Origin of the sequence: Streptosporangium sp. DT93, assembly GCF_049844535.1 — a bacterium.
Taxonomy (GTDB): domain Bacteria; phylum Actinomycetota; class Actinomycetes; order Streptosporangiales; family Streptosporangiaceae; genus Streptosporangium.
Genome location: NZ_JBNCLF010000008.1, coordinates 124,784 through 149,020, shown reverse-complemented (window position 1 = coordinate 149,020; position 24,237 = coordinate 124,784). Strand labels below are relative to the sequence as shown.

20 protein-coding genes are annotated in these 24,237 nt (G+C 72.3%); 17 read left to right on the top strand and 3 right to left on the bottom strand.

Annotated elements, in window-relative coordinates; translation table 11 throughout:
- The first annotated feature begins 233 nt into the window (after positions 1 to 233).
- Positions 234 to 3,533 carry a S8 family serine peptidase gene (locus ACLQ2R_RS19260; RefSeq protein WP_425961314.1) on the top strand — a complete coding sequence of 1,100 codons (3,300 nt, stop codon included), beginning with the start codon at positions 234 to 236 and terminating at the stop codon, positions 3,531 to 3,533.
- Positions 3,534 to 3,774: 241 nt separating this feature from the next.
- On the opposite strand, the gene ACLQ2R_RS19255 is transcribed toward ACLQ2R_RS19260, so the two are convergent.
- Positions 3,775 to 4,203 (bottom strand): CBS domain-containing protein, encoded by a 429-nt coding sequence (locus ACLQ2R_RS19255; RefSeq protein ID WP_425961312.1) that lies wholly within the window; start codon positions 4,201 to 4,203, stop codon positions 3,775 to 3,777.
- 91 nt (positions 4,204 to 4,294) lie between these two features.
- Positions 4,295 to 5,497, bottom strand: a complete 1,203-nt coding sequence (locus tag ACLQ2R_RS19250) for a PucR family transcriptional regulator (protein WP_425961310.1) — start codon at positions 5,495 to 5,497, stop codon at positions 4,295 to 4,297.
- A 184-nt stretch (positions 5,498 to 5,681) separates the two neighbouring features.
- On the opposite strand from ACLQ2R_RS19250, the gene ACLQ2R_RS19245 reads away from it, so the two are divergent.
- The 15 genes from ACLQ2R_RS19245 (at position 5,682) to ACLQ2R_RS19175 (ending at position 22,229) form a co-directional block, all read left to right on the top strand.
- Positions 5,682 to 6,515: an ABC transporter ATP-binding protein gene (locus ACLQ2R_RS19245; RefSeq protein WP_425961308.1), complete on the top strand. Its 834-nt coding sequence runs from the start codon at positions 5,682 to 5,684 to the stop codon at positions 6,513 to 6,515.
- Complete coding sequence (locus ACLQ2R_RS19240; RefSeq protein ID WP_425961306.1) at positions 6,512 to 7,564, top strand: ABC transporter ATP-binding protein; 1,053 nt, start codon at positions 6,512 to 6,514, stop codon at positions 7,562 to 7,564. The genes ACLQ2R_RS19245 and ACLQ2R_RS19240 overlap by 4 nt, the downstream gene beginning before the upstream one ends.
- Positions 7,561 to 8,451: a branched-chain amino acid ABC transporter permease gene (locus ACLQ2R_RS19235; RefSeq protein ID WP_425961304.1), complete on the top strand. Its 891-nt coding sequence runs from the start codon at positions 7,561 to 7,563 to the stop codon at positions 8,449 to 8,451. The genes ACLQ2R_RS19240 and ACLQ2R_RS19235 overlap by 4 nt, the downstream gene beginning before the upstream one ends.
- The gene (locus ACLQ2R_RS19230) at positions 8,444 to 9,571 is read left to right on the top strand and encodes a branched-chain amino acid ABC transporter permease (RefSeq protein ID WP_425961302.1); all 1,128 of its coding nucleotides are present in this window, start codon (positions 8,444 to 8,446) and stop codon (positions 9,569 to 9,571) included. The genes ACLQ2R_RS19235 and ACLQ2R_RS19230 overlap by 8 nt, the downstream gene beginning before the upstream one ends.
- Positions 9,572 to 9,575: 4 nt before the next feature.
- Positions 9,576 to 10,856, top strand: a complete 1,281-nt coding sequence (locus tag ACLQ2R_RS19225) for an ABC transporter substrate-binding protein (protein ID WP_425961301.1) — start codon at positions 9,576 to 9,578, stop codon at positions 10,854 to 10,856.
- A 159-nt stretch (positions 10,857 to 11,015) separates the two neighbouring features.
- On the top strand, positions 11,016 to 12,452 hold the full coding sequence (locus ACLQ2R_RS19220) for an aminopeptidase P family protein (protein WP_425961299.1): 1,437 nt from the start codon (positions 11,016 to 11,018) through the stop codon (positions 12,450 to 12,452).
- Positions 12,453 to 12,748: 296 nt separating this feature from the next.
- The gene (locus ACLQ2R_RS19215) at positions 12,749 to 13,558 is read left to right on the top strand and encodes an MlaE family ABC transporter permease (RefSeq protein ID WP_425961297.1); all 810 of its coding nucleotides are present in this window, start codon (positions 12,749 to 12,751) and stop codon (positions 13,556 to 13,558) included.
- Positions 13,555 to 14,424: an ABC transporter permease gene (locus ACLQ2R_RS19210; protein ID WP_425961295.1), complete on the top strand. Its 870-nt coding sequence runs from the start codon at positions 13,555 to 13,557 to the stop codon at positions 14,422 to 14,424. Before ACLQ2R_RS19215 ends, ACLQ2R_RS19210 begins: the two co-directional genes overlap by 4 nt.
- The gene (locus ACLQ2R_RS19205; RefSeq protein ID WP_425961293.1) at positions 14,421 to 15,449 is read left to right on the top strand and encodes an MCE family protein; all 1,029 of its coding nucleotides are present in this window, start codon (positions 14,421 to 14,423) and stop codon (positions 15,447 to 15,449) included. The genes ACLQ2R_RS19210 and ACLQ2R_RS19205 overlap by 4 nt, the downstream gene beginning before the upstream one ends.
- A 5-nt stretch (positions 15,450 to 15,454) precedes the next feature.
- Positions 15,455 to 16,513, top strand: coding sequence for an MCE family protein (locus ACLQ2R_RS19200; protein WP_425961291.1), 1,059 nt, complete (start codon positions 15,455 to 15,457; stop codon positions 16,511 to 16,513).
- A 10-nt stretch (positions 16,514 to 16,523) separates the two neighbouring features.
- Entirely contained in the window at positions 16,524 to 17,549 is a 1,026-nt protein-coding gene (locus tag ACLQ2R_RS19195) for an MlaD family protein (RefSeq protein WP_425961289.1), read from the top strand.
- 155 nt (positions 17,550 to 17,704) lie between these two features.
- Positions 17,705 to 18,733, top strand: coding sequence for an MCE family protein (locus tag ACLQ2R_RS19190; protein WP_425961288.1), 1,029 nt, complete (start codon positions 17,705 to 17,707; stop codon positions 18,731 to 18,733).
- A gap of 119 nt (positions 18,734 to 18,852) precedes the next feature.
- Positions 18,853 to 19,908 carry an MCE family protein gene (locus tag ACLQ2R_RS19185; protein WP_425961286.1) on the top strand — a complete coding sequence of 352 codons (1,056 nt, stop codon included), beginning with the start codon at positions 18,853 to 18,855 and terminating at the stop codon, positions 19,906 to 19,908.
- Positions 19,905 to 21,335, top strand: coding sequence for an MCE family protein (locus ACLQ2R_RS19180; RefSeq protein ID WP_425961284.1), 1,431 nt, complete (start codon positions 19,905 to 19,907; stop codon positions 21,333 to 21,335). The genes ACLQ2R_RS19185 and ACLQ2R_RS19180 overlap by 4 nt, the downstream gene beginning before the upstream one ends.
- A gap of 333 nt (positions 21,336 to 21,668) precedes the next feature.
- Positions 21,669 to 22,229 carry a hypothetical protein gene (locus tag ACLQ2R_RS19175; RefSeq protein WP_425961282.1) on the top strand — a complete coding sequence of 187 codons (561 nt, stop codon included), beginning with the start codon at positions 21,669 to 21,671 and terminating at the stop codon, positions 22,227 to 22,229.
- A gap of 114 nt (positions 22,230 to 22,343) precedes the next feature.
- Here the strand turns inward: ACLQ2R_RS19175 and ACLQ2R_RS19170 are convergent, their stop codons facing one another.
- On the bottom strand, positions 22,344 to 23,387 hold the full coding sequence (locus ACLQ2R_RS19170; RefSeq protein WP_425961280.1) for a cation diffusion facilitator family transporter: 1,044 nt from the start codon (positions 23,385 to 23,387) through the stop codon (positions 22,344 to 22,346).
- A 224-nt stretch (positions 23,388 to 23,611) separates the two neighbouring features.
- Between ACLQ2R_RS19170 and ACLQ2R_RS19165 the strand changes: the two genes are divergently transcribed.
- Entirely contained in the window at positions 23,612 to 24,229 is a 618-nt protein-coding gene (locus tag ACLQ2R_RS19165; protein ID WP_425961278.1) for a MarR family winged helix-turn-helix transcriptional regulator, read from the top strand.
- The last annotated feature ends 8 nt before the right edge of the window (positions 24,230 to 24,237 follow it).

The window sequence follows — 24,237 nt, the reverse complement described above, 5'->3', positions numbered from 1 at the left end:
TCAATTTCATGATCTAGGCAAATAAATGGTCTCTGGTTAGGCTCCCTCTGATGATCGGCCGCTCCTCGTGGGCGGCCGGTCGCGCGTCACCCGACGGGGAGGGTCGAGGCCTTATCAGGCATGCCCTGCCCCGGGCACGCGGGTGACCTCCCCTTCCTGCCACGTGACGTGTTCATGCGTTCCAACAGGGAGGTCCGTTGACCAGGAAGCCCCACTTACCGAGGATCAGGCGCGTGGCGGTGCTCGCCGCCGGCGTCGGGCTCGTCGCGGCGATGGCGCCGCCGGCGAACGCCGATCCCACCCCCACCCCGTCCACCAAGTGGACGGCGACCCCCCTGACCGGGGGTGAGCCGGTCCAGGGCGCGAAGTCCCCGACCGGCAAGCTCGCCCGGAGTGACGAGGGGCTGCTGAAGTCCACCTCGGGCGCCACGGTCAACGTGATGGTGAAGCTCGACTACGACTCCTTCGCCGCCTACCAGGGCGGTCTGAAGGGACTTCCGGCGACGAGCCCGGCCAGGACCGGGAAGGCTCTCGACGTCAAGAGCGGCGACGCCCAGAAGTACCAGAAGCACATCGAGGGTGTGGAGAACACCTTCCTGGCGGAGCTGTCCAGGAACGTTCCCACGGCCCGGGCGGGCCAGAAGCTGCGGACCGTCTACGGCGGCATCGCGCTGCGCCTGCCGGCCAACAAGGCCGCGGCGCTGCTCAAGCTCCCCGGCGTGGCCGCCGTCCAGGAGGACAAGCCCGAGCAGCTGCTGACCGACTCCAGCCCGGAGTTCATCGGCGCTCCCACGATCTACAACAAGCTGGGTGGCAGTTCCTCCTCCGGCAAGGGCGTGGTCGTCGGCATCCTGGACTCCGGGGCCTGGCCGGAGCACCCCCAGTTCGCCGACCCGGGCACGCTGCCCGCCGTGCCGCCGACCAAGGACGGCACGCCGCGCGTCTGTGACTTCGGCGACAACCCGCTGACCCCGGCGGCCGACCCGTTCGCCTGTAACCGGAAGGTCATCGGCGGCGCGCCGTTCCTGGAGACCTACAACGCGATCTACCCCGGCGAGGTCTACCCCGACAGCGCCCGCGACTCCAACGGCCACGGCACCCACACCGCGACCACCTCGGCGGGCGGCCCGGTGGCCAACGCCAACCCGCTGGGCATCGACCGCGGACCGATCCACGGCATCGCCCCGGCGGCGCACGTGTCGGTCTACAAGGTCTGCGGCGTCGAGGGCTGTTTCCCCTCCGACTCCGCGCAGGCGGTCGGCCGGGCCATCCTGGACGGCGTCCGCGTGATCAACTTCTCGATCTCCGGCGGTACCTCCCCCTACAGCGACCCGGTGGAGCTGGCCTTCCTGGACGCGTACGCGGCGGGCGTGCTCGTCTCGGCCTCGGCGGGCAACGCCGGGCCGGGCGCGGCGACGGTCAACCACGTCTCCCCGTGGGTGACCACGGTGGCCGCCTCCACCCAGAGCAGGACGTTCCAGTCGACGATCACGCTGTCCGGTGGCGGCGCGACGGCGACGCTCAAGGGCGCCTCGATCACGGCCGGTCTGCCCACGGCGCTGCCGCTGGTGCTCGCCTCGGCGCCGCCGTACTCCGACCCGCTCTGTGAGGCTCCGGCGCCCGCCGGGCTGTTCACCGGGAAGATCGTCGTCTGTGAGCGCGGCCCCGGCCGGGTCCTGAAGGGCTACAACGTCAAGCAGGGCGGCGCGGCCGGGATGATCCTGTACAACTCCAGCCCGCTGGACGTGATGACCGACAACCACTGGCTCCCGGCGGTGCACGTCGACAAGCCCGAAGGGGACGCGCTGCTGGCGTTCCTGACGGCGCACCCCGGCGCGACGGCCTCGTTCACACAGGGCACCAAGGCGACCTGGCAGGGCGACGCGATCACCACGTTCTCCTCGCGCGGTCCCGGCGGCGACTTCCTCAAGCCGGACGTCACCGCTCCCGGCCTGCACATCCTGGCCGGTCAGACGCCGACGCTGGAGGACCCGGCCGGTGGCCCGCAGGGCAACCTGTACCAGGCCATCTCGGGCACCTCGATGTCGTCCCCGCACGTGGCGGGCGCGGCGGCCCTGGTGTTCGCGCTGCACCCCGACTGGACTCCGGGCCAGGTGAAGTCCGCGCTGGAGACGACGGCCAAGACGTCGGTCACCAAGCAGGACCGCGTCACCCCGGCCGACCCGTTCGACACCGGCGGCGGCCGCATCGACCTGACCAAGGCCGGCGACCCCGGGCTCACCCTGGACGAGACCGGTGCGAACTTCGCGGCCTCGGCCGCCGACCCGCTGAACCGCATCGACCTGAACCTGCCGTCGGTGAACGCCCCGATCATGCCGGGTCTCATCACCGCCGAGCGCAAGGTCACCAACGTCACGAACAAGACGCTCGTCTTCACCGCCACGGGCACGACCGTCAGCGGCGCGAACATCACGGTGCTGCCGCCGCTGCTGAGCGTCAAGGCGGGCAAGACCGCCACGTTCAAGGTGGTCATCACCGCACCCGACCTGCCCGAGGGCCAGTACTTCGGCCAGGTGGACCTCAAGCAGGTCGGCGGCTCGCGCAAGCTGCACCTGCCGGTCGCGTTCTTCCGCAAGGAGGGCGCGATCCCGGTGGAGCAGAACTGCGTGCCGGCCACCATCGCGCGCAACACCGGCGAGTCCACCTGCACGGTCACCGTGCAGAACGACACCCTCCAGAACGCCGAGGTCACGGCGGTCAGCACGCTGGACGCCAAGCTGCGGCTGAACTCGGTGACCGGCGCCACCAAGGTCGGCACCCAGATCGCGACGACCAAGACGACGCTGGCGGCCAAGCAGCCGGACAGCCCGGGCATCGCCCCGGGCACCGGTCCCGCGCCGTACGTGCCTCTCGACGCCTTCGGCATCGCCCCGACGCCGATCGGCGACGAGCAGGCGCTCAACTTCACCGTTCCCGCCTTCCAGTACGCGGGACAGACCTACACCAGGATCGGCGTCGTCTCCAACGGCTACACGATCGCCGGAGGCAGCGCGGGGTCGACCGACATCTCGTTCCAGCCGCAGACCCTCCCCGATCCGGCGACCCCGAACAACGTGCTCGCCCCGTACTGGACCGACCTGGACGGCACCGGCACGCCGGGCGTCTTCGTCGGGACCCTCACCGACGGCGTGAGCGACTGGCTCGTCGTCGAGTGGCGGGTCAACCCGTACGGCACCACCGACACCAAGGTGTTCCAGCAGTGGATCGGGCTGAACGGCACCGAGGACATCACCTACACCTACGACCCGGGCGACCTTCCCGGTGACCCGCCGGCGGGCTACGGCCTGACCGTGGGCGCCGAGAACGCCGAGGGAACCGCCGGTGAGCAGATCAGCGGCCCGCCGACCCAGGACCTCCGGGTGACCAGCACGCCCGGCGCCCCGGGTGGCACCCTGAGCTACACGATGAAGATCAAGGGCGTCAGTCCCGGGATCGGGTCGGTGACGACGGGCACGTCGACACCGCAGGTCAAGGGCCTGACCATCGAGGTCGACAAGATCACCGTGCAGTAGGGGCGGTAGCAGGACGTGCGACGGGCCCGGCGCGAAGGCGCCGGGCCCGTCGTCGTACCGGTGTCCCTCGTGGTCGTCCGGACGCGTCGTGAACCGTTCCCGGTCCCGTCGTGAACCGCTCCTGGAACCGTTGCGAACCGCTTCCGGGACCCGTTGCGAACCGCTCGTGGAAGCGTCGCGACCCGCTCGCGGACCCGTGCCGGCCGGACGTGCCCGAGGGCGGGCACGGCCGGCCGGGGGGTCAGCGCTGGAGGTAGTCGACCAGGTGGGCCTTCTCGGTCTCCAGGGCCTCGATCGAGCTCTTGACGACGTCACCGATGCTCACGATGCCCGCCAGCCGGCCGGAGTCGACGACCGGCACGTGCCGGATGCGGTGCGTGGTCATGGTCTGGCGCAGGTCGTCCACGTCGGCGTCCGTGGGACAGGTGCGGACCTCGGTCGTCATGATGGACGACACCGCCTCGTCCAGCACGCCGGGGCCGCGGTCGTGCAGCCGCCGCACCACGTCGCGCTCGGAGACGATGCCCGAGATCGACGAGCCGTCCTCGGACACCACCACGGCTCCGATGTTGTTCCCGGACAGGATCGCCAGGAGTTCGGTGACCGTCGCGTCCGGGCGCACGGTCGCCACCTCTGTTCCCTTGCCTTGCAGAATCGTACCGATCAGCATCGACACCACCTCGGTTCGGCCTGGCGCGGGGTATCTGTGTCCCCTTCCCCGCCGAGCCCAGGCTAAGCCCCGTGAGCGCCAAAGAATGTGACTATTGCGTCACGGGCAGCAGTCGTACCGCGTCGAGGGCCAGGGTGAGCTCGACGATGTCCAGCGGGCGCGCCAGGGAGCGGCCGGTGAGCTGCTCGATGCGGCGGATGCGGTTGAAGACGGTGTTGCGGTGGCAGTAGAGCTGCCCGGCCGCGCGCATGGCCGAGCCCTCGCAGCGCAGCCACGCCTCCAGGGTGCCGAGCAGGACCTCGCGGTCGGCCTGGTCGAGGGCGAGGATGGGCCGTAGCACAGCTCCGCTGAGGTGACCGGCGAGCTCGGGCTGGCTGACCACCAGCGCGGCGGGGAGCCTGTCCTCCAGCCGGGCGATCTCCGGGCCGTCGCCCACGCAGGTCCGCAGCGCCAGTTCGGCCAGCCGCCGGGCACGGCCCAGCTCGGCCAGCCCCTCGACCACCGGGCTGATCCCGGCGCAGCCGGTGACGTGCGGGCGGAGCTCGCCGGCCAGGTCGTCCATGCCGGCGTCGTGCAGCAGCACCACCGAGACCTCGTAGTCGGGGCGCATCCGCCACAGCAGCCGCATCACGCCCAGCGAGGTGGGCCTCGGGTCGTCGTCGCCGTGGTCGTGCCGGCCCGGCAGCCGGGTGATGACGACGGCGTACCGGCCCAGCTCGGGCAGGTCGAGCGCGGCGGCGGCGCTGCGGACCAGGGCGGCGTCGGCCCGGTCCTCCAGGAGCGCGTCCAGCAGGGACTGGACCCTTTCGGCTGTGCGGCCGAACATCTCGGCCTCCCGTCTTCGGTAGGCCTCGGCGGCGGCGATGGCCTGCCGGTCGATGGCGTGCCAGACCTTGGTGGCGCTGCGGATCAGGACGGGCAGGCTGTCGGAGTCCTCCTCGGCGACGACGTCGATGAGCCCGTCCCACATCACCTGCGCCGAGAGCCGGTAGCTGCGCAGCAGGGAGTCCATGGGCAGGCCCTGCTCGGCTCTGCGGCGGGCGGTCTTCTCCGCCTGCGGGAGGTCGCGCCGTTCCGGTCTGGGGAGCAGAATGGCCCCGATGCCCTCGCGCATCGCCTCGTACACGCTCTGCCAGTGGTCGTCGGTCGGTACCATCCGGCGGTAGGCCTCGTCGGTGTCGCGAATCCTGGCGACGAGTTCGTCGGTCAGCTCGGGAAGTCTCAGCAGCAGCCGGCGAGCGGCCAGCCGCATGATCCTGCGTACCTCGTCGTCCGTTACCGGCCGGGTCCCCATCCGGTGATGGTGTCAGCAGAACACCTTACGGAACAAGGTTCTGTTCTGTTTCGTGATGAGGGGTTGTGCCCGTGCACAACCGGCACCCGTCCCGCCTGGGCTCCCGCCCCGACTTCACGCCTGCCTCTGGACGCCGGTGAACCACCTGGGTTGGGTGCGTTCATCGGCTGTCAGGAGGCAGAACATGGACGTGCACGACCCTCGCCCGCCCGGGGACTCCGGGCTGGTCGTCAGGGATCTGGCGGTGAGCTACGGCCCGGTCCTTGCCCTGCGGGGTGTCTCGCTGGACGTCCCGCGCGGTTCGGTCGTCGCGGTGCTGGGCGGCAACGGCGCGGGGAAGTCCACCCTGCTGCGCGCCGTGTCGGGCACCCTGAGGTTCCACCGGGGCGGGATCACCTCCGGCGAGATCGCCTTCGGCGGCACGCGCCTGTCCGGGACCGCCACCTCGGCGGTGGTGGCCGGCGGCGTCGTCCAGGTCCCCGAGGGGCGGCGGGTGTTCGCCCGGATGACCGTGGAGGAGAACCTGCGGGCCGGCGCGCTCGGCGCGCCCGACCGGCGGACGGCGGCCGAGGCCCGGCGGGAGGTGCTCGCGCTCTTCCCGGTCCTGGCCGAACGCGCCGGGCAGCGCGCCGGGCTGCTCTCCGGCGGTGAGCAGCAGATGCTGGCCATCGGCCGGGCGCTGATGGCCGCGCCCAGGATGCTCCTGCTGGACGAGCCGACCCTCGGCCTCGCGCCGATGATGGCCGCCCGGATCGCCGACACCATCCGCGAGATCAACGCCCGCGGCACCACGGTCCTGCTGGTCGAGCAGAACGCCGCGACCGCGCTCTCGCTCGCCTCGTACGCCTACGTGCTGGAGGTGGGCGAGGTGGCCCTCTCCGGGCCGGCCGCCGAGCTGGCCGCCACCGACGAGGTCCGCCGCCGCTACCTGGGCATCGAGGACGCCCCCGAGGACCTGCCCGCGACCGGGCGGGCCGCCGCGGCCGCCCGCCCGACCCTGGCGAGGTGGACGGCATGAGCGAGACGACCGGCGTGGGCGAGACGACCGGCGTGACCGGGACGACCGGCGTGACCGGGACATACCAACCAGGCGGTATGGCCTCCGTGGACACCTCCGTCCCCCGGCTCGACGTCCGCGAGGTGACCGTGCGCTTCGCCGGCCTCACCGCGCTGGACGCGGTGAGCTTCACCGTCGAGCCGGGCAGCGTGCACGCGGTGATCGGGCCCAACGGGGCCGGCAAGTCCACCTGCTTCAACGTGCTCTCGGGCGTCTACCGCGCCACCTCGGGAAGCGTGCGGTTCGGCGACGCGGAGCTGACCGCGCTGGCCCCGCACCGCATCGCCGCCCTGGGCGTGGCGCGCACGTTCCAGAACATCGCGCTCTCGGCGCACCTGTCGGTCCGCGACAACCTGATGCTCGGCCGCCACCGGCTGACCCGCGCCGGGTTCGTCTCGGCCGGGCTGCGGCTGCCGTCGGCGCGGCGCGAGGCCGCCGTGCACGGCGAGCGGGTGACCGAGATCGCCACGTTCGTCGGGCTCGCCGAGCGGCTCGCCACCCCGGTCGGGCTCCTGCCGTACGGCGTGCAGAAACGCGTGGAGCTGGCCCGGGCCCTGTGCATGGAGCCGCGGCTGCTGCTGCTGGACGAGCCGGTGGCCGGGATGAACGGCGGCGAGCGCCGCGACATGGCCGAGCTCATCCTGGCGGTGCGCGAGAGCCTCGGCATCTCGATCCTGCTGGTCGAGCACGACATGGGGATGGTCATGCGGCTCGCCGACGCCGTGACGGTCCTGGACTTCGGCAGGCGCATCGCCGACGGCACGCCGGCCGAGGTGCAGAACGACCCCGAGGTCGTCCGCGCCTACCTGGGCGCGGCGGCCGAGAGCACCGCGGCCGAAGGCGTCACGGTCCAGAGCGTCACGGGCGAAAACCCCACGGTCCAGAGCGTCAGGGGCGGAAGCGCCACGGGCGGGAACCCCGCCGGCGAGAACGCCACGGGCGAAGACGGCGCGAGCCGGAGAGCGGGCACCGCCGGCGGCACGGGCGGGACCGGGGAGGTCACTTCATGATCACTTTTCTTGAGCTCCTGGTGAACGGGATCTCCGTCGGAGCCGTCTACGCGCTGATCGCCCTGGGCTTCGTCATCATCTTCAAGGCGACCGAGGTGGTGAACTTCGCGCACGCCTCGCTGCTGCTGGTCGGCGGCTTCGTGGTGGCCAGGCTGCACCCCTCGATCGGCTTCTGGGCGGCCCTGGCGCTGGGCGTCGCCGTGGCCGCCGCGGTGGGCGCGCTGATCGAGTTCCTCATCATCCGCCGGGCGAACGTCACCTCGCACAGCGTCCTGGCGATCGTGACGATCGGCGTGGACATCGTGCTCGTCACCGAGTTGACCCGGCGGATCGGCACCGACGTGCTCGCCCTGGGCGACCCGTGGCGCGACCGGGTGCTGCACCTGGGCGAGGTCAGCGTCGCGCAGACCCGGGTGGTCGCCCTGGGTGTGGCCGCCGCCCTGATCAGCGCGTTCCTGCTGGCGTTCAAGTACACCAACTGGGGCATCGCCATGCGGGCCACCGCCGAGGACTCCGAGACCGCCGCGCTGATGGGCGTGCGGCGCGGGCGGGTCTCGATGGGGGCCTGGGCCGTGGCCGGGGCGCTGGCCGCCGTCGCCGCGCTCTTCCTGTGCGTCTTCCCCACCCCCGGGCTGGACCGCAGCACCACGTTCGCGGCGATGAAGGCGTTCCCCGCGGCGATCCTCGGCGGCCTCGACTCCACCACCGGGGCGCTGGCCGGCGGGCTCATCATCGGCGTCACCGAGGCCATGATGAGCGGCTACCAGAACGACCTCGCCTTCCTGGGACGGGGCATCGGCGACGTCGCCCCGTTCCTCGTGATGATCGTGGTCCTGCTCATCCGCCCCGCGGGGCTGTTCGGGACGAGGGAGCTGGCGCGTGTCTAAGAAGGTCGTCCTCTCCTGCGTCGTGCTGGCCGCGGCGGCGATCGCCGTGCCGTTCTACCTGGAGGGCTTCTGGCTGCAGGCCGGGCTCTTCGCGATGTCGGCGGCGATCGGCGCGATCGGCATCAACCTGCTGACCGGCGCCACCGGCCAGCTGTCCATGGGGCACGCGTTCTTCCTCGCGGTCGGCGCGTACGCCTACGTCTACTTCTCCTCCGAGCCCGAGGGCGGCGCGCACGCCCTCGGCGGGCTGGCCCTGCCCACCTCCCTGGCCGCGCTGCTCGCGGTGGTCACCGCGGGCGTGGCCGGCGGGGTGTTCAGCCCGATCGCCGGCCGCCTGAAGGGCGCCTACCTGGGCATCGCCACCCTCGCGCTGATCTTCGTCGGCCAGCACGTGCTGTTCAACGCCGAACCCGTGACCGGCGGCTACAACGGGCGCGCGGTACCGCCGATGGAGCTGTTCGGGCTCGTCTTCGCCGACACGCCCGAACTGGTGGTCGCCCAGGTGCCGTTCGGGGCGCTGGAGCGCCTGTGGTTCCTGGGCCTGGTCCTGCTGACCGGCGCGGCGCTGTTCGCCCGCGGCGTGCTGCGCGGCCGGCCGGGACGGGCCATGAACACCATCCGCGACCACGAGATCGCCGCCGGGGTGATGGGCGTGCCGGTGGCCCGCTACCGCGCCGGGGTGTTCGTGCTCTCCTCGATGTACGCCGGGCTGGCCGGGGTGCTGATCGCCCTGGTGTTCCAGCGGACCGTGCCGGACTACTTCGGCCTGCTGCTCTCCCTCGACTACCTCGCGATGATCATCATTGGCGGGCTCGGCTCCGTGGCGGGCGCGGTCATCGGCGCGTTCTTCATCTCCATGCTCCCGCAGCTGCTCAGCCGCTACAGCGACGCCCTGCCGCTGGTGGCCGAGCCCGGCTCCGGCGGGGTCTCCCCCGCCGAGGCGGCCCGCCTCCTGTACGGCGCCGCCGTCGTCGTCATCGTCCTGTTCCTGCCCGGCGGGCTGCTCGGCCTCGCCAGGCGGTCCGGTCTCGCCCTGGGACGGCGGGCGACCCCCGCCGCCGCCCCGGGGCAGGCCCCGCTGTCCCCCTCTCCCTCCCCGTCCCCCGACCCAAGGAACTGATCACATGGGAATCTCGAGAACCCCGGTCCGGAGCATGGCGGCGCTCGCCGTCCTGGCCCTGGCCGTCACCGCGTGCGCCAGCGAGAAGGCCACCGGGGGCAGCGCGGGCACCGCCCCCTCCGCCGTCGACGGGGACGGCGTGAAGACCGGCCCCGGCATCACCACCGACAAGATCACCCTCGGCCTGATGACCGACCTCACCGGCCCGTACGCCTCCTTCGGCAAGAGCCTGACCCAGGCGCAGCAGCTGTACTTCGAGCAGGCGAACACGGCCGGGGGCGTGTGCGGACGGCAGCTTGAGGCCCTGGTGCGCGACCACGGCTACGACGCGCAGAAGGCGGTCGCGACCTACACCGAGATCGCCCCCAAGACGGTGGCGCTGGCCCACGTCGTCGGCTCGCCGATGGTCAACGCCATCAAGCAGCGCCTCGAGGCCGACGAGATGCTCACCATCCCGCAGGCCTGGGCGACCGCCCTGCTGGGCAGCAAGCCCATCCAGGTCACCGGGACCACGTACGACATCGACATGATCAACGCGGTCGACTTCCTGACCAAGGAGAAGGGCATCAAGGCCGGGGACAAGATCGGTCACCTGTACTTCGAGGGAGACTACGGCGAAAGCGCGCTGAACGGCTCCAAGTTCGCCGCCGAGAAGCTCGGGCTCACCCTGGTCGAGCAGAAGATCAAGGCCACCGACCAGGACATGAGCGCCCAGGTCGCGGCGTTCAAGGCCGAGGGCGTCAAGGCCATCCTGGTCTCGGTCGGTCCCCGGCAGACCGCCTCGCTCGTGGGCGTCTCGCTGGCCAAGGGCATGGACGTGCCGTTCGTCGGCAGCAACTCGGCCTACTCCCCGCAGCTCCTGCCCACCCCGGCCGGGCCGGCGCTGCTGAAGGACTTCTACTTCATGACGGCGGGCACGCCGATCAGCGCCGACAACGCCGCCATGAAGAAGCTGGCCACCGACTACGCCGCCAAGTACCCCGACACCGCGATCGACAGCGGTGTCGCCGCCGGGTACTCGTCGGCGGCGATCGTGGTCGACGCGCTGAGGAAGGCCTGCGAGAACAAGGACCTGAGCCGGGCCGGCGTGGTGGCCGCGCACCGCAGCCAGTCGGCCTGGGGCGCGGACTTCGGCACCGTGATGGACTTCACCTCGTTCGACAAGCCCGCCTCGCTGCTGTCCTACGTCGTCAAGCCGGACAAGGACGCCCTGGGCGGCGCGAAGATCTTCAAGGAGGCCGCCACCTCCGACCTGGCCAAGGAGTACCAGGTCCCGGTCGGCTGACCGGCGGACCTCCCGCCGGACCCGGGCCCTTGCGGGTACGGGTCCGGCGGGAGTCGGGGAACGGGCCGCGTCGCGGCTCCGCGTCTACCGGGGATGCGGGGCCGCGGCGCTCCGGGCTAGCGTGGACGGCACACGCCGACCTTCGCTCCTGGGGACAAAATGACCCAAAAGCTCAACACCGGCAGCCACGACCTGCCGGTGTCCGACGCCCTCGCCGCGTTCATGACCACCGGCTGGGCCGACACCCACCGCGACGACCTGACCCCGCTGCCGCAGGTCGCCTACACCGCCAAGCGCCGCGCCGCCCTCGCCGCCCGCTTCCCCGGCGAGCGGCTCGTCGTCCCCTCCGGCACGCTCACGACGCGCAGCAACGACTCCGACCACCGGTTCCGGGCGCACAGCGCGTTCGCCCACCTCACCGGCGGCCAGGAGCCCGGCGACGTGCTGGTCGTCGAGCCCTCCGGGGAGGCCGTCCTGTTCCTGCGCCCCCGCTCGCCGAGGTCGGCGCCGGGCGAGGCCGGGCAGGAGTTCTACCGCGACCGCCGCTACGGCGAGTTCTGGGTGGGCCGGCGCCCCGACCTGGCGGAGGCCGAGGCGCTCCTGCAGGTCACCTGCGCGCCGATCGACCGGCTCGACGACGTGCTGGGCGGGCCCGCGCGGGTGCTGCGCGGGGTGGACGCCTCCGTCGACCGCCGCGTCACCCCCGCCGGGGAAGGCGGCGACGAGGAGCTGGAGACGTTCCTGTCGGAGATGCGGCTGGTCAAGGACGACTGGGAGGTCGCCGAACTCCGGTTCGCGGTGGAGGCGACCGTGCGGGGGTTCGAGGACGTGGCGCGCGCGCTGCCCGCGGCCCTGGAGCACCGGCGCGGCGAACGCTACCTGGAGGGGATCTTCGGACTGCGGGCCCGCCTGGAGGGCAACGCGGTCGGCTACGAGAGCATCGTGGCCTCCGGCGCCAACGCGTGCGTGCTGCACTGGATCCGCAACGACGGGCGGCTGAACGGGAACGAGCTGCTGCTCCTGGACGCGGGCGTGGAGACCGACCACCTCTACACCGCCGACATCACCAGGACCCTGCCGCTGTCGGGCCGCTTCGACCCGGTCCAGCGCCAGGTCTACGAGCTGGTGTACGAGGCCCAGGAGGCGGCGATCGCCACCCTGCGGCCCGGCGCGAGCTTCCGCGACTTCCACCGCGCGGCCATGCGGGTCATCGCGGAGGGGCTGCACGACTGGGGCGTGCTGAGGATCGGCCCGGACGAGGCCATGGAGCCCGGCAGCGGCCTGTACCGGCGCTACACGCTCTGCAGCAGCGGCCACATGCTCGGCCTGGACGTGCACGACTGCGCCAGGGCCCGCTCCGAGGTCTACCTGGACGGCGTGCTGGAGGAGGGACAGGTGCTGACCGTCGAGCCCGGCCTCTACCTTCAGCCCGACGACCTGACGCTGCCGCCGGAGCTGCGCGGCATCGGGGTGCGCATCGAGGACGACCTCGTCATCACCGCCGACGGCGCCCACCTGCTCTCGGCGGGCCTGCCCCGCCACCCCGACGAAATAGAGCGGTGGCTGTGTCATGGCGACGCTCACGCGTCGCGGTGAGTCCGCTCTTGTCCGGCTCCTTCCCTCGTCAGGTGTGGTCGCTCGTTCCTCACGACCACGCCCTCCTCGGTCCAGTCGCCGGCGCGGACTCACGGGGAGTCCCTGGCGGTATGTCGGTGGGGAGCGTGATCCCGCGGAAAGTGTGAGGGGCTGACAAGTCGGGGCGCCCAGGTCATCCCTTTTCATCAAATTACCTGGGAAGCATCGACTTACTGGAATACCCGTCAGTAGCGTTGCTGGTCCATGGTCGGAGTCGCGAGGTCCGAGGTGGTCGTGGTGCGACGGACGGCGGTTTGATGGCGGCCGGCGGGCGGGCGAGGGTCACCGGTCACCTGGTCCGCGGGACCACCGGGGTGCTCGACCGGGTCGGCGACATGTCGGTGATCGCCCTGGAGGGGTTCCGCCGCACCTGGGACGTCAGGGCGTGGTTCTGGGAGTTCGTCCAGCAGTGCTGGTTCCTCGCCCGCGTGACCAGCCTGCCGGTGCTCCTCGTCTCGCTCCCGCTGGGCGCGACCGTCGCCCTGCAGGTCGGGCAGCTCGCCTGGCAGCTCGGCGCCTCCTCGGCCACCGGCGGCGCCGTGATCGTCGGCCTGGTGCGCGAGGTCGCCCCGATGGCCTCGGCCCTGCTCATCGCCGGGGCGGGCGGCTCGGCCATGACCTCCGACATCGGCGCCCGCAACATCCGCGACGAGCTGGCCGCCATGGAGGTGATGGCGGTCAACCCGATCCACCGCCTGGTCACCCCCCGCCTCTGGGCGGCGAGCACGGTCGCGGTGCTGCTGGTCCCGCTGGTCATCGTGGCCGGGGCCGGCGGCGGCTACTTCTTCAACGTCGTCGTCCAGGGCGTCACCCCGGGCGCCTACTTCGACGGCGCGGTCTCCCTGCTGGTCACCAGCGACCTGCTGGTCACGCTGTTCAAGGCGTGGATCTTCGGGTTCATCGCGGCGATCATGTCGTGCTACTTCGGCATGACCTGCCAGACCAGCCCCGTCGGCGTGGGACGCGCCGTGAACAGGTCGACGGTCGTCACGTTCCTGCTGGTGTTCGCGGTCAACTACGTCATCACCATGATCTACTTCCTGGCCTACCCGCCGAGGGCCCTGTGACCGCGGCCGTCCCGGGGACGCGCACCGCGGGGGTCCGCGCGTACGGGGTGATGCGCGACGGGGTGGACAGGCTGGCCTCGCTGTCGGACTGGCCGCTGTTCCTGTGGAAGGTCGTCTTCTACTCGGTCAGGGACATCGTCCTGCGGCTGAGGTTCACCCGGGTGGTGCTGCGCCAGGTCAGCGACGTGGTGGTGGGCGTCGGCGCGACCGTCATCGGCGGCGGCATGGTCTTCGTCGTGTTCACCATGGCCTTCGCGGTCGGCGCCACCGTGGGCCTGCAGGGCTACCAGGGCCTGCAGGCGATCGGGGCCGAGTCGTTCATCGGGCTGGTGGGCAGCTTCGCCAACGTACGGGAGATCACCCCGATCATCGCGGCGGTCGCGCTCGCCGCCCAGGTCGGCTCGGCCTTCACCGCCGAGCTCGGCGCGATGCGCATCTCCGAGGAGATCGACGCGCTGGAGGTGATGGCCATCAACGCGTTCACGTACCTGATCTGCACCCGCGTGGTGGCCGCGCTGATCGCGCTGATCCCGGTCTACCTGATCGCGCTGTTCGCGAGCTTCTTCGCCACCCGGCTGATGTGCACGGTCCTGTTCGGCATGTCGCCGGGCGTCTACGACTACTACTTCTATCTCGGCCTGCCGGTGATCGACATCTTCTACAGCGTGGTCAAGGTGGTCGTCTTCGCCTTCGCCGTGGTCAGCATCCACTGCTACCACGGGTTCAACGCCACCGGAGGCCCGGTCGGCGTGGGGGTCGCGGCCGGGCGGGCCATCCGGCAGTCGATCGTCACCGTCGTCGTGCTCAACCTGCTGCTGTCGTACCTGTTCTGGGGCGGCGGCGGCAGCCTGAGGCTGACCGGATGAGCCCGGCGGCGTCCCGGGGCGAGGTGTCGCCGCCGGTCCGGCTGGCGGTCTCGATCGCCGTGCTGCTGGTCCTGGGACTGCTCGCCGCCCTGGTGGTGCGCGGCGCGACGCAGGTGAGCGGCACCCGGCTGAGCGCGGTGTTCCCGCGGGCGGGCCAGGGCCTCGACCCCAACTCCCCCGTCAAGATCCGCGGTGTCACGGTGGGCGGGGTCGCCTCCGTCACCCTGGACCGGCGCGGCCGGGCCGTGGTCGCGCTGCACGTCGACCCCGGGTTCCGGGTGCCGCGGAGCGTCACCGCCACGATCGAGCCGAGCTCGGTCTTCGGCCCCAAGTACGTCAACCTGGTCCCCGGCCCCGGCGAGCGGGCCGGCCCCTACCTGGCCGACGGCGCCGTCATCACCAGGACCGAGGCCCCCTCGGACCTGTCCGACATCCTGGCCGACGCCCACGAGGGGCTCGGCGCGGTCGACCCGCGGGACGTCACCGTCATCGCGCACACCCTGGGCAGGGGCCTGGACGGCAAGGGCCCGCGACTGCGCGACATCGTCGACGACACCGGGAAGGTCGTCGAGGTGGCGCACCGGCGGCGGGAGGAGTTCCGGCGCTTCATCGCCGACGCCGGGGACCTCGCCACGGCGCTGTCCGGCAGGGGCGACGAGCTGGTCGCGATCTCCGCCGACGCGAACGCCGTCACCCCCGGCCTGCTGAAACGGGCCGGCCGGGTGCGCGCCCTGCTCGGGGAGCTCGACGACGTCTCCCACCTGACCGCGCACGGGCTGCGCGCCCACCGCCGCGACATCAGGGCGGCGGGCACCTCCGCCGAGCGCGTCGTCTCCCTGCTGTACGCCCAGCTCGGCGTCGCCGGGACCGGCGTACGAGGGCTGAACGCCATCTTCCCGGTGGTCAATGACCTGGTCTCCGGCCGCGGCCCGGACGGCGCGAACCAGATCAAGATGGAGGCGTTCGTCGCGACCGACGTGTGCGAGCTCATCGTCGGCGCCTGCGGCCCCGCGAACGGCCGGTGAGGCGCGTGGCCGGATCGGCGGACAGGACGCGGCGCCGCTGGACGCTGGCCAAGTTCGCCGTGTTCCTGCTGGTGACGGGCACGCTGATCGTGCTCATCGGCGCCCAGATCGCCCGGGTGAGCGTGGGTGAGACCTACCGCCTCGTCGCGGTCTTCGACGACGTCTCCGGCCTGCGCCCCGGGGACCAGGTGAAGATCGCGGGCGCGCCCGTCGGGCAGGTCGAGACGATCGAGGTCGTCGCCGGCCGGGCCCGGGTCACGCTCGGCGTACGGACGGACGTGCGGGTGCCCTCCGACAGCGCGGCCTCGATCCGCTGGCGCGACACGGTCGGGCAGCGGGTCGTCTACCTGGAGCCGGGCACCGCCGGGGACATGCTCGCCGACGGCGCCCGCGTGGCGCGGACGACCTCGGTCGTGGACATCGGCGAGCTCGTCGGCGACCTCGGCCCGCTCACCCGCAGCCTCGACCCCGAGCAGATCAACCGGCTGCTGACCGCGGCCGGTGAGGCACTGGACGGCAACCAGGAGAACATCCCCCGCCTGGTCGACGACCTCGGCCGGCTGACCGGCACGGTCGCCGAACGCAGGAAGATCATCCAGGGACTGCTGGAGGACTACGCCACCGTAACCGGCGTCGTCGCCCGCAGGGACCGGCAGATCGCCCGCCTGGTCGACAACCTCGTCGCGCTGACCGGCGCGTTCGCCCGCAACCGCGAACTGGTCGACGACGCCCTGGTGGAGCTCTCGGCGAGCGCGCGGACCGGCGACCGGGTGCTCGGCGCGAACGCCCGGGAGCTGGGACGGGTGGTGCAGCGCCTGACCGGCCTCACCGGCGGCGTCCGGCGCAACATCGCCGGCGTCGAGCGGCTGCTGGGCACGCTCACCCCGCCGCTGCGCCGCTCGTTCCAGGTGACCGGCCGGGGGCACTTCGTCACCACGGCAGTGCCCTGCCTGGCGCTGGGGCCGCTGCCGTGCCCCTACCCGATGGACTCCCCGCCGCCGTTGCGCGGCGGCCTGCGGCTCACCGACACCGGCGACCTGCGCCGGGTCCTGGTGGGGTCGTGATGGGGTCGTGATGGCGCTCAGGTCGTTCCGCGACCGGAACCGGACCGTCGTCGGCCTGGTCTCGATGACGGTCCTGGCCACCGTGCTCGTCGTCACCTTCCTGATCGGCAACCTGGGGGTGTTCGAGGGCGGCTACACGATGTCGGCGGTGCTGCCGGACTCGGCCGGGCTGAGATCCGGCAACGACGTCCGGGTGGCGGGAGTGGCGGTCGGCAAGGTCACCGGCGTGCGCGCCGACTACGCGCGCGGGCACGTCGTGGTGACCTGGAAGGTCGACGACGGGATCAGGCTCGGTCCCGGGACCAGGGCCGAGATCACCCTGTCCAACCTGCTGGGCGGACGCTACGTCAGGCTCACCGGGCCGGTCGTCCGCCCGTACATGGACGAGCTGCCCGAGGAGCGGCGGGTGATCCCGATGGCGCGGACGAGCACCCCGGTGCTCGTCACCGACGCGCTCAAGGACGCCACCCGGCTGGCGCAGCGGCTCGACACCGAGGCCGTCGACAGGCTGCTGCGCGAGCTGGCGGAGCTCAAGCCCGCCAGGGAGGGCCGGGTCGCCAAGCTCCTGGACGACATCGGCGAGCTGTCGGAGATCATCGGTGAGAGCGAGCCGGAGCTGCGACGGCTGCTGGAGAACGGCAACAAGATCATGGACGTGCTGGAGGAGAAGGACGCGCAGCTCGGCCGGCTGATCGACTCCATCGAGATCCTGCTCGACGAGCTGCGCACGCGCCGCGACGAGCTGCGGACCCTGCTGGGAGACGGCAGCGACCTGGTCGGCGGCATCACCACCCTCGTCACCCGGCACGAGAGGGACCTGATCAGGGTGGTCGACGACGTGACCGCCGTGGCCGGGCGTCTCGACTCCACCAGCGGCCGGAACCTCAACGCGGTCCTCGCCTGGGTCGGCCCCACCTTCTCGGGGCTGGCCAGGGCGGGCGGCCAGGGGCCGTGGGTCGAGGCCATCGCCACCGGGCTGGGACCGATCGACCCCGAGGTCCTCGGCGCCATCCGCAGGGACGGGAAGAAGCGGTGACACCACACGGGACGCGACACGGATCGCCGGACGGGACGTCGTACGAAGCGGCACGCGGGACGCGGGACGGATCGCCGGACGGGACGGGGCTCCGGTCGTCACGAGGCGCGGGGCGCGCGTTTCCTCGTCCATGGTTCCGAAAGGCGCGCGCCAGGGTGGTCGCCGTGCTGCTCGCGGGGACGCTGACGTTCTGCGCCGGGGGGTGCTCGGTGCTGCCGGGCGGACCGGCCCCGTACCGGCTGACCGTTCACTTCGCGGCCGTGCCCTCGCTGTACGAGCAGGCGAAGGTCAAGGTGCTGGGCATGGACGCGGGGACGGTGGAGCGGCTCACCGTCGAGGGCGACAGGGTCAGGGCCGACCTGCTGATCGACGGGGAGGTGCCGCTGCCCGCCGGCGTCAACGCCGTGGTGGCCGCGCAGAACACGCTGGGCGAGCGGAACGTGGTGCTCCACCCGCCGTGGACGCCCGGCACGCCCAGGATCGCGCCCGGCGCGGTGATCCCGACGGAGCGGACCGACCTGCCGGTGGAGATCGACGACGCCCTGGAGGCGTTCACCACGCTCACCGACGCCCTCGACACCGACCGGATGGGAGAGGTGGCCGGGAACCTCGCCGACACGGTCAGGGGCCGTGGCGAGCAGATCAACCGCGCGCTCGGCGACGCCGCCTCCCTGACCCGTACCCTCGCCGGGCAGGACGAGCAGCTCATCGAGCTGGCCGAGGGGCTCAACCGGATCGCCTCCGGCCTCAACCGCCGCGAGGCGCAGGTGAAGACCACGATCGACGCCTTCGCCGAGGCCAGTGCCGCCCTCGCCGAGGAGCGGCGGAGGATGAAGAGCTTCGTCACCGGCCTCGCGGACCTCGTCCGGCGAGGTGACGTGCTGATCGAGGCCTACCAGGAGCGGCTGCCCCGGGGGGTGGCCAACCTCGCCGAGCTGGTGCTGACCCTCAAGGTCAACAGCCGGTCGGCGGCCGACGCCCTCACGGGCGCCCGGAGGTTCACCGACAACCTGATCATGTCGTGGGACCGGGAGCACCACCTGCTGAAGATCCGCCTGGTGCTCAACGCCATGACCCGGGCCTGGCTGGCCCCGCTGTTCGACTCGCTCGGCCTGGGCCGAGTGCCGTGCCTGCCGGGAGAGCTGAGCAACTGCCCGTGGCAGCGCACCGGGAGGAGCCGCTGATGGGCGCGGGGAGCCGGGAACGGCGGGACGGGCACCGGGGGGCCGGGCGGCGTGGAACCGTGCAACCGGAGATCCGGGAGCGGCGGGACGGCCCTCCGGGGCCCGGACAGCGGGGAACCGTGCAACCGGAGATCCGGGAGTGGCGGGGCAGGCGCCGGGGCGGGAGGTGGACGCGCGGGGTGGCCGCCCTGACCGTGCTCTGCCTGAGCGCGGCGTGCAGCCTGCAGACGATGGGCGCGCCGACCGGCGAGCTCACCCTGACCGCGACCTTCGACGACGTGCAGAGCCTGGTGGCCGGGCACAGCGTGCAGGTGGCCGACGTGCGGGTGGGCAGCGTCACCGACATCCGGCTGGACGGGTACCGCGCCCGGGTCACCATGTCGATCGAGGACGGCAACCGGGTGCCCGAGGGCACCGCCGCCGTCGTCGCCAAGACCTCGATCCTCGGTGAGAACTACGTCGAGCTGGACCTGCCGGAGGGCAGGGACATGACCACCGGGCCGTTCCTCCGCGACGGCGCGACGATCGCCGTGACGTCGGTGAAGCCCGACATCGAGCAGGTCACCGCCCGGGCCGGGCCGCTCGTCGACGCGCTGGGCGCCCAGGACGTGAACGCCGTCCTGGACGCGCTGGCGACCGGCGTCGGCGGCAGGGGCGAGGACCTGAACCGGCTGCTGCGGCAGACGAGCGACGTCACCGCCGCCTACGCGCGGTCGCGCGAGGACCTGGCGCGCACCATCGACGGCCTGGCCGAGCTCGGTGACGAACTGGCCGAGGGCACCGCCGAGCTGGACCGGCTGCCCGGCACGCTCGCCGACGCGACCGCCCGGCTGAACCACGGACGCGGGCACGTGAAGAAGACCCTCCGGGAGCTCACCGCGCTGGCCCGCGAGGTCAACGACACGCTCTACCCCCGGCACGGGGCCCGGCTCCGTACCCTGCTGCGCGAGCTCGACGCGGTCTCCGCCTCGATGGTCCGCGGCGGGGAGGACCTCAAGACGCTGGTCGGCCGGGTCCAGAGGTTCATGGACCTGCCGCCGATCGTCGTGAACGGCCAGTTGCTGATCTTCGTGTGGCTCAAGGGGCTGCTGCTGCCCAAACCGAGGAAGAGCGAGCGTCCCCGCCTGCCCAACTCCGCGGACGACTTCCGCCTGCTGCTGGAGCCGCCGCGATGAAACGCCGTATCTGGATCAACCTCGGCTTCTTCGCGCTGCTCGGCGTCGTGATGACCGTGTGGGCGTTCACCACCATCATCAAGCTGGACGTCATCGAGCGGCCGTACCGGATCAGTGCCGAGTTCGTCTCCTCCCCCGGACTGGTGGAGGGGTTCGACGTGGCCTACCTCGGCGTGCGGGTCGGCCGGATCGACGGGGTGCGGCTGGCACCGGGCAGGATCGTGGTCGCGCTCGACATCGACCGGGGCGTGTCGCTGCCGCGCGGCCTCACCGCCGAGGTCCGCCGCAAGTCCGCCATCGGCGAGCCGTACGTGGAGCTCTCCCCGCCCCGGGAAGGGGCCGGGAGCGTCCCCCTCGCCGCGGGGTCCACCATCCCGCTGGCCGGTACCTCGGTGCCGCTCGACTACCGCAGGCTCTTCGACGGCGTCGGCAAACTGCTCAACGCGGTCCCGCCGCAGGACGCCCGGACCATCGTGCACGAGCTGGCGACCGGCCTGGACGGACGGACCGGTTCGATCCGGGAGATCGTCGACAACGCGCACGATCTCACCGAAACCCTCGCCGACAACGCCGACCTGCTCGACGAGCTGTCGGTACGGCTCACCCGGCTCACCGGCACCCTGGCGGGCAGGCGGGAGAAGCTGGCCGAGGGGGTCGACGACCTGGCGGACGTCACCCGGGCGGTCCGGGAGTCGCGCGGGCGGCTGAACGCCTTCATCGACCACGGGCCGGGGTTCTTCCGGCAGGTCGGCCACCTGCTCACCACCGCCCGTCCCGGCCTGTCGTGCGCGCTGACCGCCGCGGGCACCAGGCCCGGCACGCTGTTCACCGCCGCCACCCGCGACAACGTCGGCCGCCTGCTGCGCAACGTGCCCACCGCCCAGGCCCTGCTCGCCGACGTGACCGACCGGCGGGCCGACGGCGTGTACGGCAAGGCCACGTTCGTCTTCAGCGTCCCGGGCGGCCCCCGGGTCCCGCAGGAGTACCGGGGCCCGCTGGCTCCCCCGGCGATCCCCGCGCTCCGCGCCTGTCCCAGGGGGCCGGGGAGCCGGGTGTCGGCCGGTGAGGACGAGAGGGCACCCGCCGACGGGGCCGGCACCGACGCCGGCACCGGCGCGGATTCCGGCGGGACCGACGGGACCGGCGCCGAGGGGACGTCCGGGCCGGACGGGTCGACGCCGGAGCCCGGGAACGGCGAGAACGACGAGTACGGCCAGGACGGCCAGGACGGCCAGGACGGCCAGGACTCAGCGGCGGCCGGAGAGAGCGGGACGCCCGGGACTGCCCGGGACCCCGGCGGGACCCCGGCCTTCAGGCAGGACACGACCCCCTTCATCGTCGCGATCTTCGTCGCCGTCGTCCTCTCCGGCGGTGTGCTCGGCTGGATCGCCGTCGGCCGTACCTCTCGCCGCCGCGGACAGGAGTAACCCGTGAGTCCCAGACCCCACCCCTCGGAACGACTCCGGCGCACCCCCGTGGAGGACGCCCCGCCGTCCCCCGCCCCGGACGGACCGGCCGATGCGGCTCCCTTCCCCGGCTCCGGCGCGACTCCCGTCCCGGAATCCGTTGCGACTCCCGTCCCCGAAGCCCCTCCTCCCCTCCCACGACCCGAGACCGTCCCCGATGAGGCGGCGGAGCGGGTCGCGGGCGAGGAACCGGGGGGGACGGCCACCGGCGCACCCGGCCGCACCACCGGCAGGACCCCGACGGCGACGGGCGATGCGGCGGGCCGCCCGCGCAAGGGGACGTGGCGCGGCAGGGTGGCCGGGGCTCTGGCGGCCATGCTGTTCGCGGCGACCGCGACCGTCGCGGTGCTCCAGTGGCAGGCCGCCGATCGGCTCGCCGGGGAGAAGGCCGAGCGGGCGGCGGTGTCGGCGCGGGCGGGCGAGTTCGCCGTGGCGCTGCAGACCTACGACCACGGCGATCTCCAGTCCTACCGTGACCGGGTCTTCGCCATCTCCGGCGAGGACTTCGAGAAGACCTACGACGAGGCCTTCAGCCCCCTGGAGGGCGTGATCACCTCGATGCGGGCCAGCTCGTCCGCCTCGATCCGGGGCGTCTACGTCTCCGACGTCGCCGAGGGCAGGGCGAAGGCGGTCACGGTCGTCGACTCGCAGGTCACCAGTACCGCGGGGACCCGGCGCATGCTCGGCACGTACATGGAACTGGCCCTGATCAGGACGGAGGGCCTGTGGAAGGTGAACGCGGCGACCGTGATGGGCGCGGCCGAGGAGCTGATCACCGACCCGGACGGCGACCCCGTGGAGCCGTCCCCCTCCCCGTCTCCCAGCGGGGGTTCGAGCGGGAAGAAGAGCGGCTGACACCGTCCCTCGTCCCGCCCCGGAACTCCTGCCGCCCCGGCCCCGATCCCACCGGGATTCCCCTTGTCGGTGGACTGCGCTCCGATCAGGTGAAGCGTGACGGCCCGAGGGCGGTCAGCCGTCACCGGCGGGAGCGTCGCCGCCCTCCCGCGTCCGCGAGTCTTCCCGGCCGCGGGCTCCCAGGCCGGGGGTGGGGTCCAGGAACACCTGCACGATCTGCGGGAACCGTTCCTTGAGCGTGCTCTCCACCCGGTCGGCGGCCAGCTCCAGGCTCGCCCCCGTGCTCTCGTCCACGAAGTCGATCCGGGCCGCGACCAGGATCTCGCCGGGGCCCATCATCATGGTCAGCAGCTCCACCACGTTCTCGACCTCGCGCATGGCCCGGATCTCCTCGCCGATCCGTTCGGCGATCGACGCGGGCGCGGCCTGGCCGATCAGCAGCGAGACGTTGGTCCGGATGAGGTTGACCGCGACCCAAAGGAGCAGCAGGCCGATCACCACGGAGGCGACCCCGTCCCAGACGGACGAGCCGGTCAGCTCGGCGGCCAGCAGGCCCGCTGCGGCGATCAGCAGCCCGGCCAGGGCGGCGGCGTCCTCCAGGAGCACGGCCTTCAGCGCGGTGTCGGAGGTCTTGGTGACATAGCGCCGGGGACTCACCGCGTACCGGCGCGCCTCCGCGCGCACCTGCGACAGGGCCCTGAGGAACGAGACCCCCTCAATCACGAACGAGACGGCGAGGACCACGTACGAGAGCGTCAGATCGGTGAGCCTCTCGCCCGCGCCGATCTCGTGGACGCCGTGGGTGATGGAGAACCCGGCCCCGCCGACGAGCGTGGCGAAGGCCGCCATCAGCCCCCAGAAGAACCCCGCCCTGCCGTGCCCGAACGGGTGCCGCGCGTCCGCGGGCTGCCCGCCCCTGCGTACGGCGACGTACAGCAGCGCCTCGGTGACGGTGTCGGCGGCGGAGTGCGCCGCCTCGGACAGCATCGCCGAGGAGCCGCCGATCAGCCCGGCGACCAGTTTGGCGACGGCGATCGCCAGGTTGGCCAGGCCCGCCACGATCACCGTGACCAGGCTCTCCGACGCCGGCCCGGCGCCCGTTCCGCCCGGGTTCGGGCCCGTCCCCGCGTCGGCGCCTGTCGCCGTGTCCTCCACCATGCGGTCACCCTACGCGCGCGCGGTGACCGGCTGGGCGGCGGTACCGGCCGGGGATGGGAGCGGGATGAGAGCAGGTCCCGACATGTCAGGAAGTGGCACTGAGCACACCGCCGGGGCGAGGCCGCGGCCGAGCCGGAGGGAATCCCGTCGCTCCCTGATCGTCGGCCGGAACACCATGTCCGCCACCACGAAAGACCGGCGTCCTGTGAGGTAGATTCTGATCTATGACCGTGAAGCAAGCCTCGTCCGGCGAGCGGAGTGGTCGGTCGGGGGACGGCACCACCGAGGGCGACGGAGCCACCGAGGCCACCGAGGCCGCCGGAGTCACCGAGGCCACCGGAGCCGCGGGCGCGGTGAGCGAGAGGGGTGAGCGATCGGTGGACGACGAGGAGGTCCACTGGCTGTCCCCGATCGAGCAACGCGCCTGGCGCGCGCATCTGGCCGCGCACAAACTCCTCGAACACCGCCTCGATCGAGAGCTTCAGCCCTTCGGGCTCTCGTTGAACGACTACGAGATCCTGGTGAACCTGTCGGAGATCACCGATCGCCGCATGCGGATGAGCGATCTGGCCGAGGCCACCATCCAGTCCCGCAGCCGCCTGTCCCACCAGATCTCCCGGATGGAGAGCGCCGGCCTGGTCACCAGGGAGACGTGCACCGACGACCGGCGCGGCACCTTCGCCGTCCTCACCGAACACGGCTGGGCCACCATCCAGAAGGTCGCGCCGCACCACGTGGGCAGCGTGCGCCGGCACTTCATCGACCTGCTCACCGACGACCAGCTGGTCGAGCTGGAGACGGCGTACGCGCCGGTGGTCAAGCACCTGAAGGGCATTCGCTGACGCGAAAC

What these genes read in the sequence shown, in the direction of transcription:
- ACLQ2R_RS19255 (WP_425961312.1), bottom strand. Translation starts at nt 4,203, where the DNA reads ATGCTGATCGGTACGATTCTGCAAGGCAAGGGAACAGAGGTGGCGACC.
- ACLQ2R_RS19250 (WP_425961310.1), bottom strand. Translation starts at nt 5,497, where the DNA reads ATGGGGACCCGGCCGGTAACGGACGACGAGGTACGCAGGATCATGCGG.
- ACLQ2R_RS19245 (WP_425961308.1), top strand. Translation starts at nt 5,682, where the DNA reads ATGGACGTGCACGACCCTCGCCCGCCCGGGGACTCCGGGCTGGTCGTC.
- ACLQ2R_RS19240 (WP_425961306.1), top strand. Translation starts at nt 6,512, where the DNA reads ATGAGCGAGACGACCGGCGTGGGCGAGACGACCGGCGTGACCGGGACG.
- ACLQ2R_RS19235 (WP_425961304.1), top strand. Translation starts at nt 7,561, where the DNA reads ATGATCACTTTTCTTGAGCTCCTGGTGAACGGGATCTCCGTCGGAGCC.
- ACLQ2R_RS19225 (WP_425961301.1), top strand. Translation starts at nt 9,576, where the DNA reads ATGGGAATCTCGAGAACCCCGGTCCGGAGCATGGCGGCGCTCGCCGTC.
- ACLQ2R_RS19220 (WP_425961299.1), top strand. Translation starts at nt 11,016, where the DNA reads ATGACCCAAAAGCTCAACACCGGCAGCCACGACCTGCCGGTGTCCGAC.
- ACLQ2R_RS19215 (WP_425961297.1), top strand. Translation starts at nt 12,749, where the DNA reads ATGGCGGCCGGCGGGCGGGCGAGGGTCACCGGTCACCTGGTCCGCGGG.
- ACLQ2R_RS19205 (WP_425961293.1), top strand. Translation starts at nt 14,421, where the DNA reads ATGAGCCCGGCGGCGTCCCGGGGCGAGGTGTCGCCGCCGGTCCGGCTG.
- ACLQ2R_RS19195 (WP_425961289.1), top strand. Translation starts at nt 16,524, where the DNA reads ATGGCGCTCAGGTCGTTCCGCGACCGGAACCGGACCGTCGTCGGCCTG.
- ACLQ2R_RS19180 (WP_425961284.1), top strand. Translation starts at nt 19,905, where the DNA reads ATGAAACGCCGTATCTGGATCAACCTCGGCTTCTTCGCGCTGCTCGGC.
- ACLQ2R_RS19170 (WP_425961280.1), bottom strand. Translation starts at nt 23,387, where the DNA reads ATGGTGGAGGACACGGCGACAGGCGCCGACGCGGGGACGGGCCCGAAC.
- ACLQ2R_RS19165 (WP_425961278.1), top strand. Translation starts at nt 23,612, where the DNA reads ATGACCGTGAAGCAAGCCTCGTCCGGCGAGCGGAGTGGTCGGTCGGGG.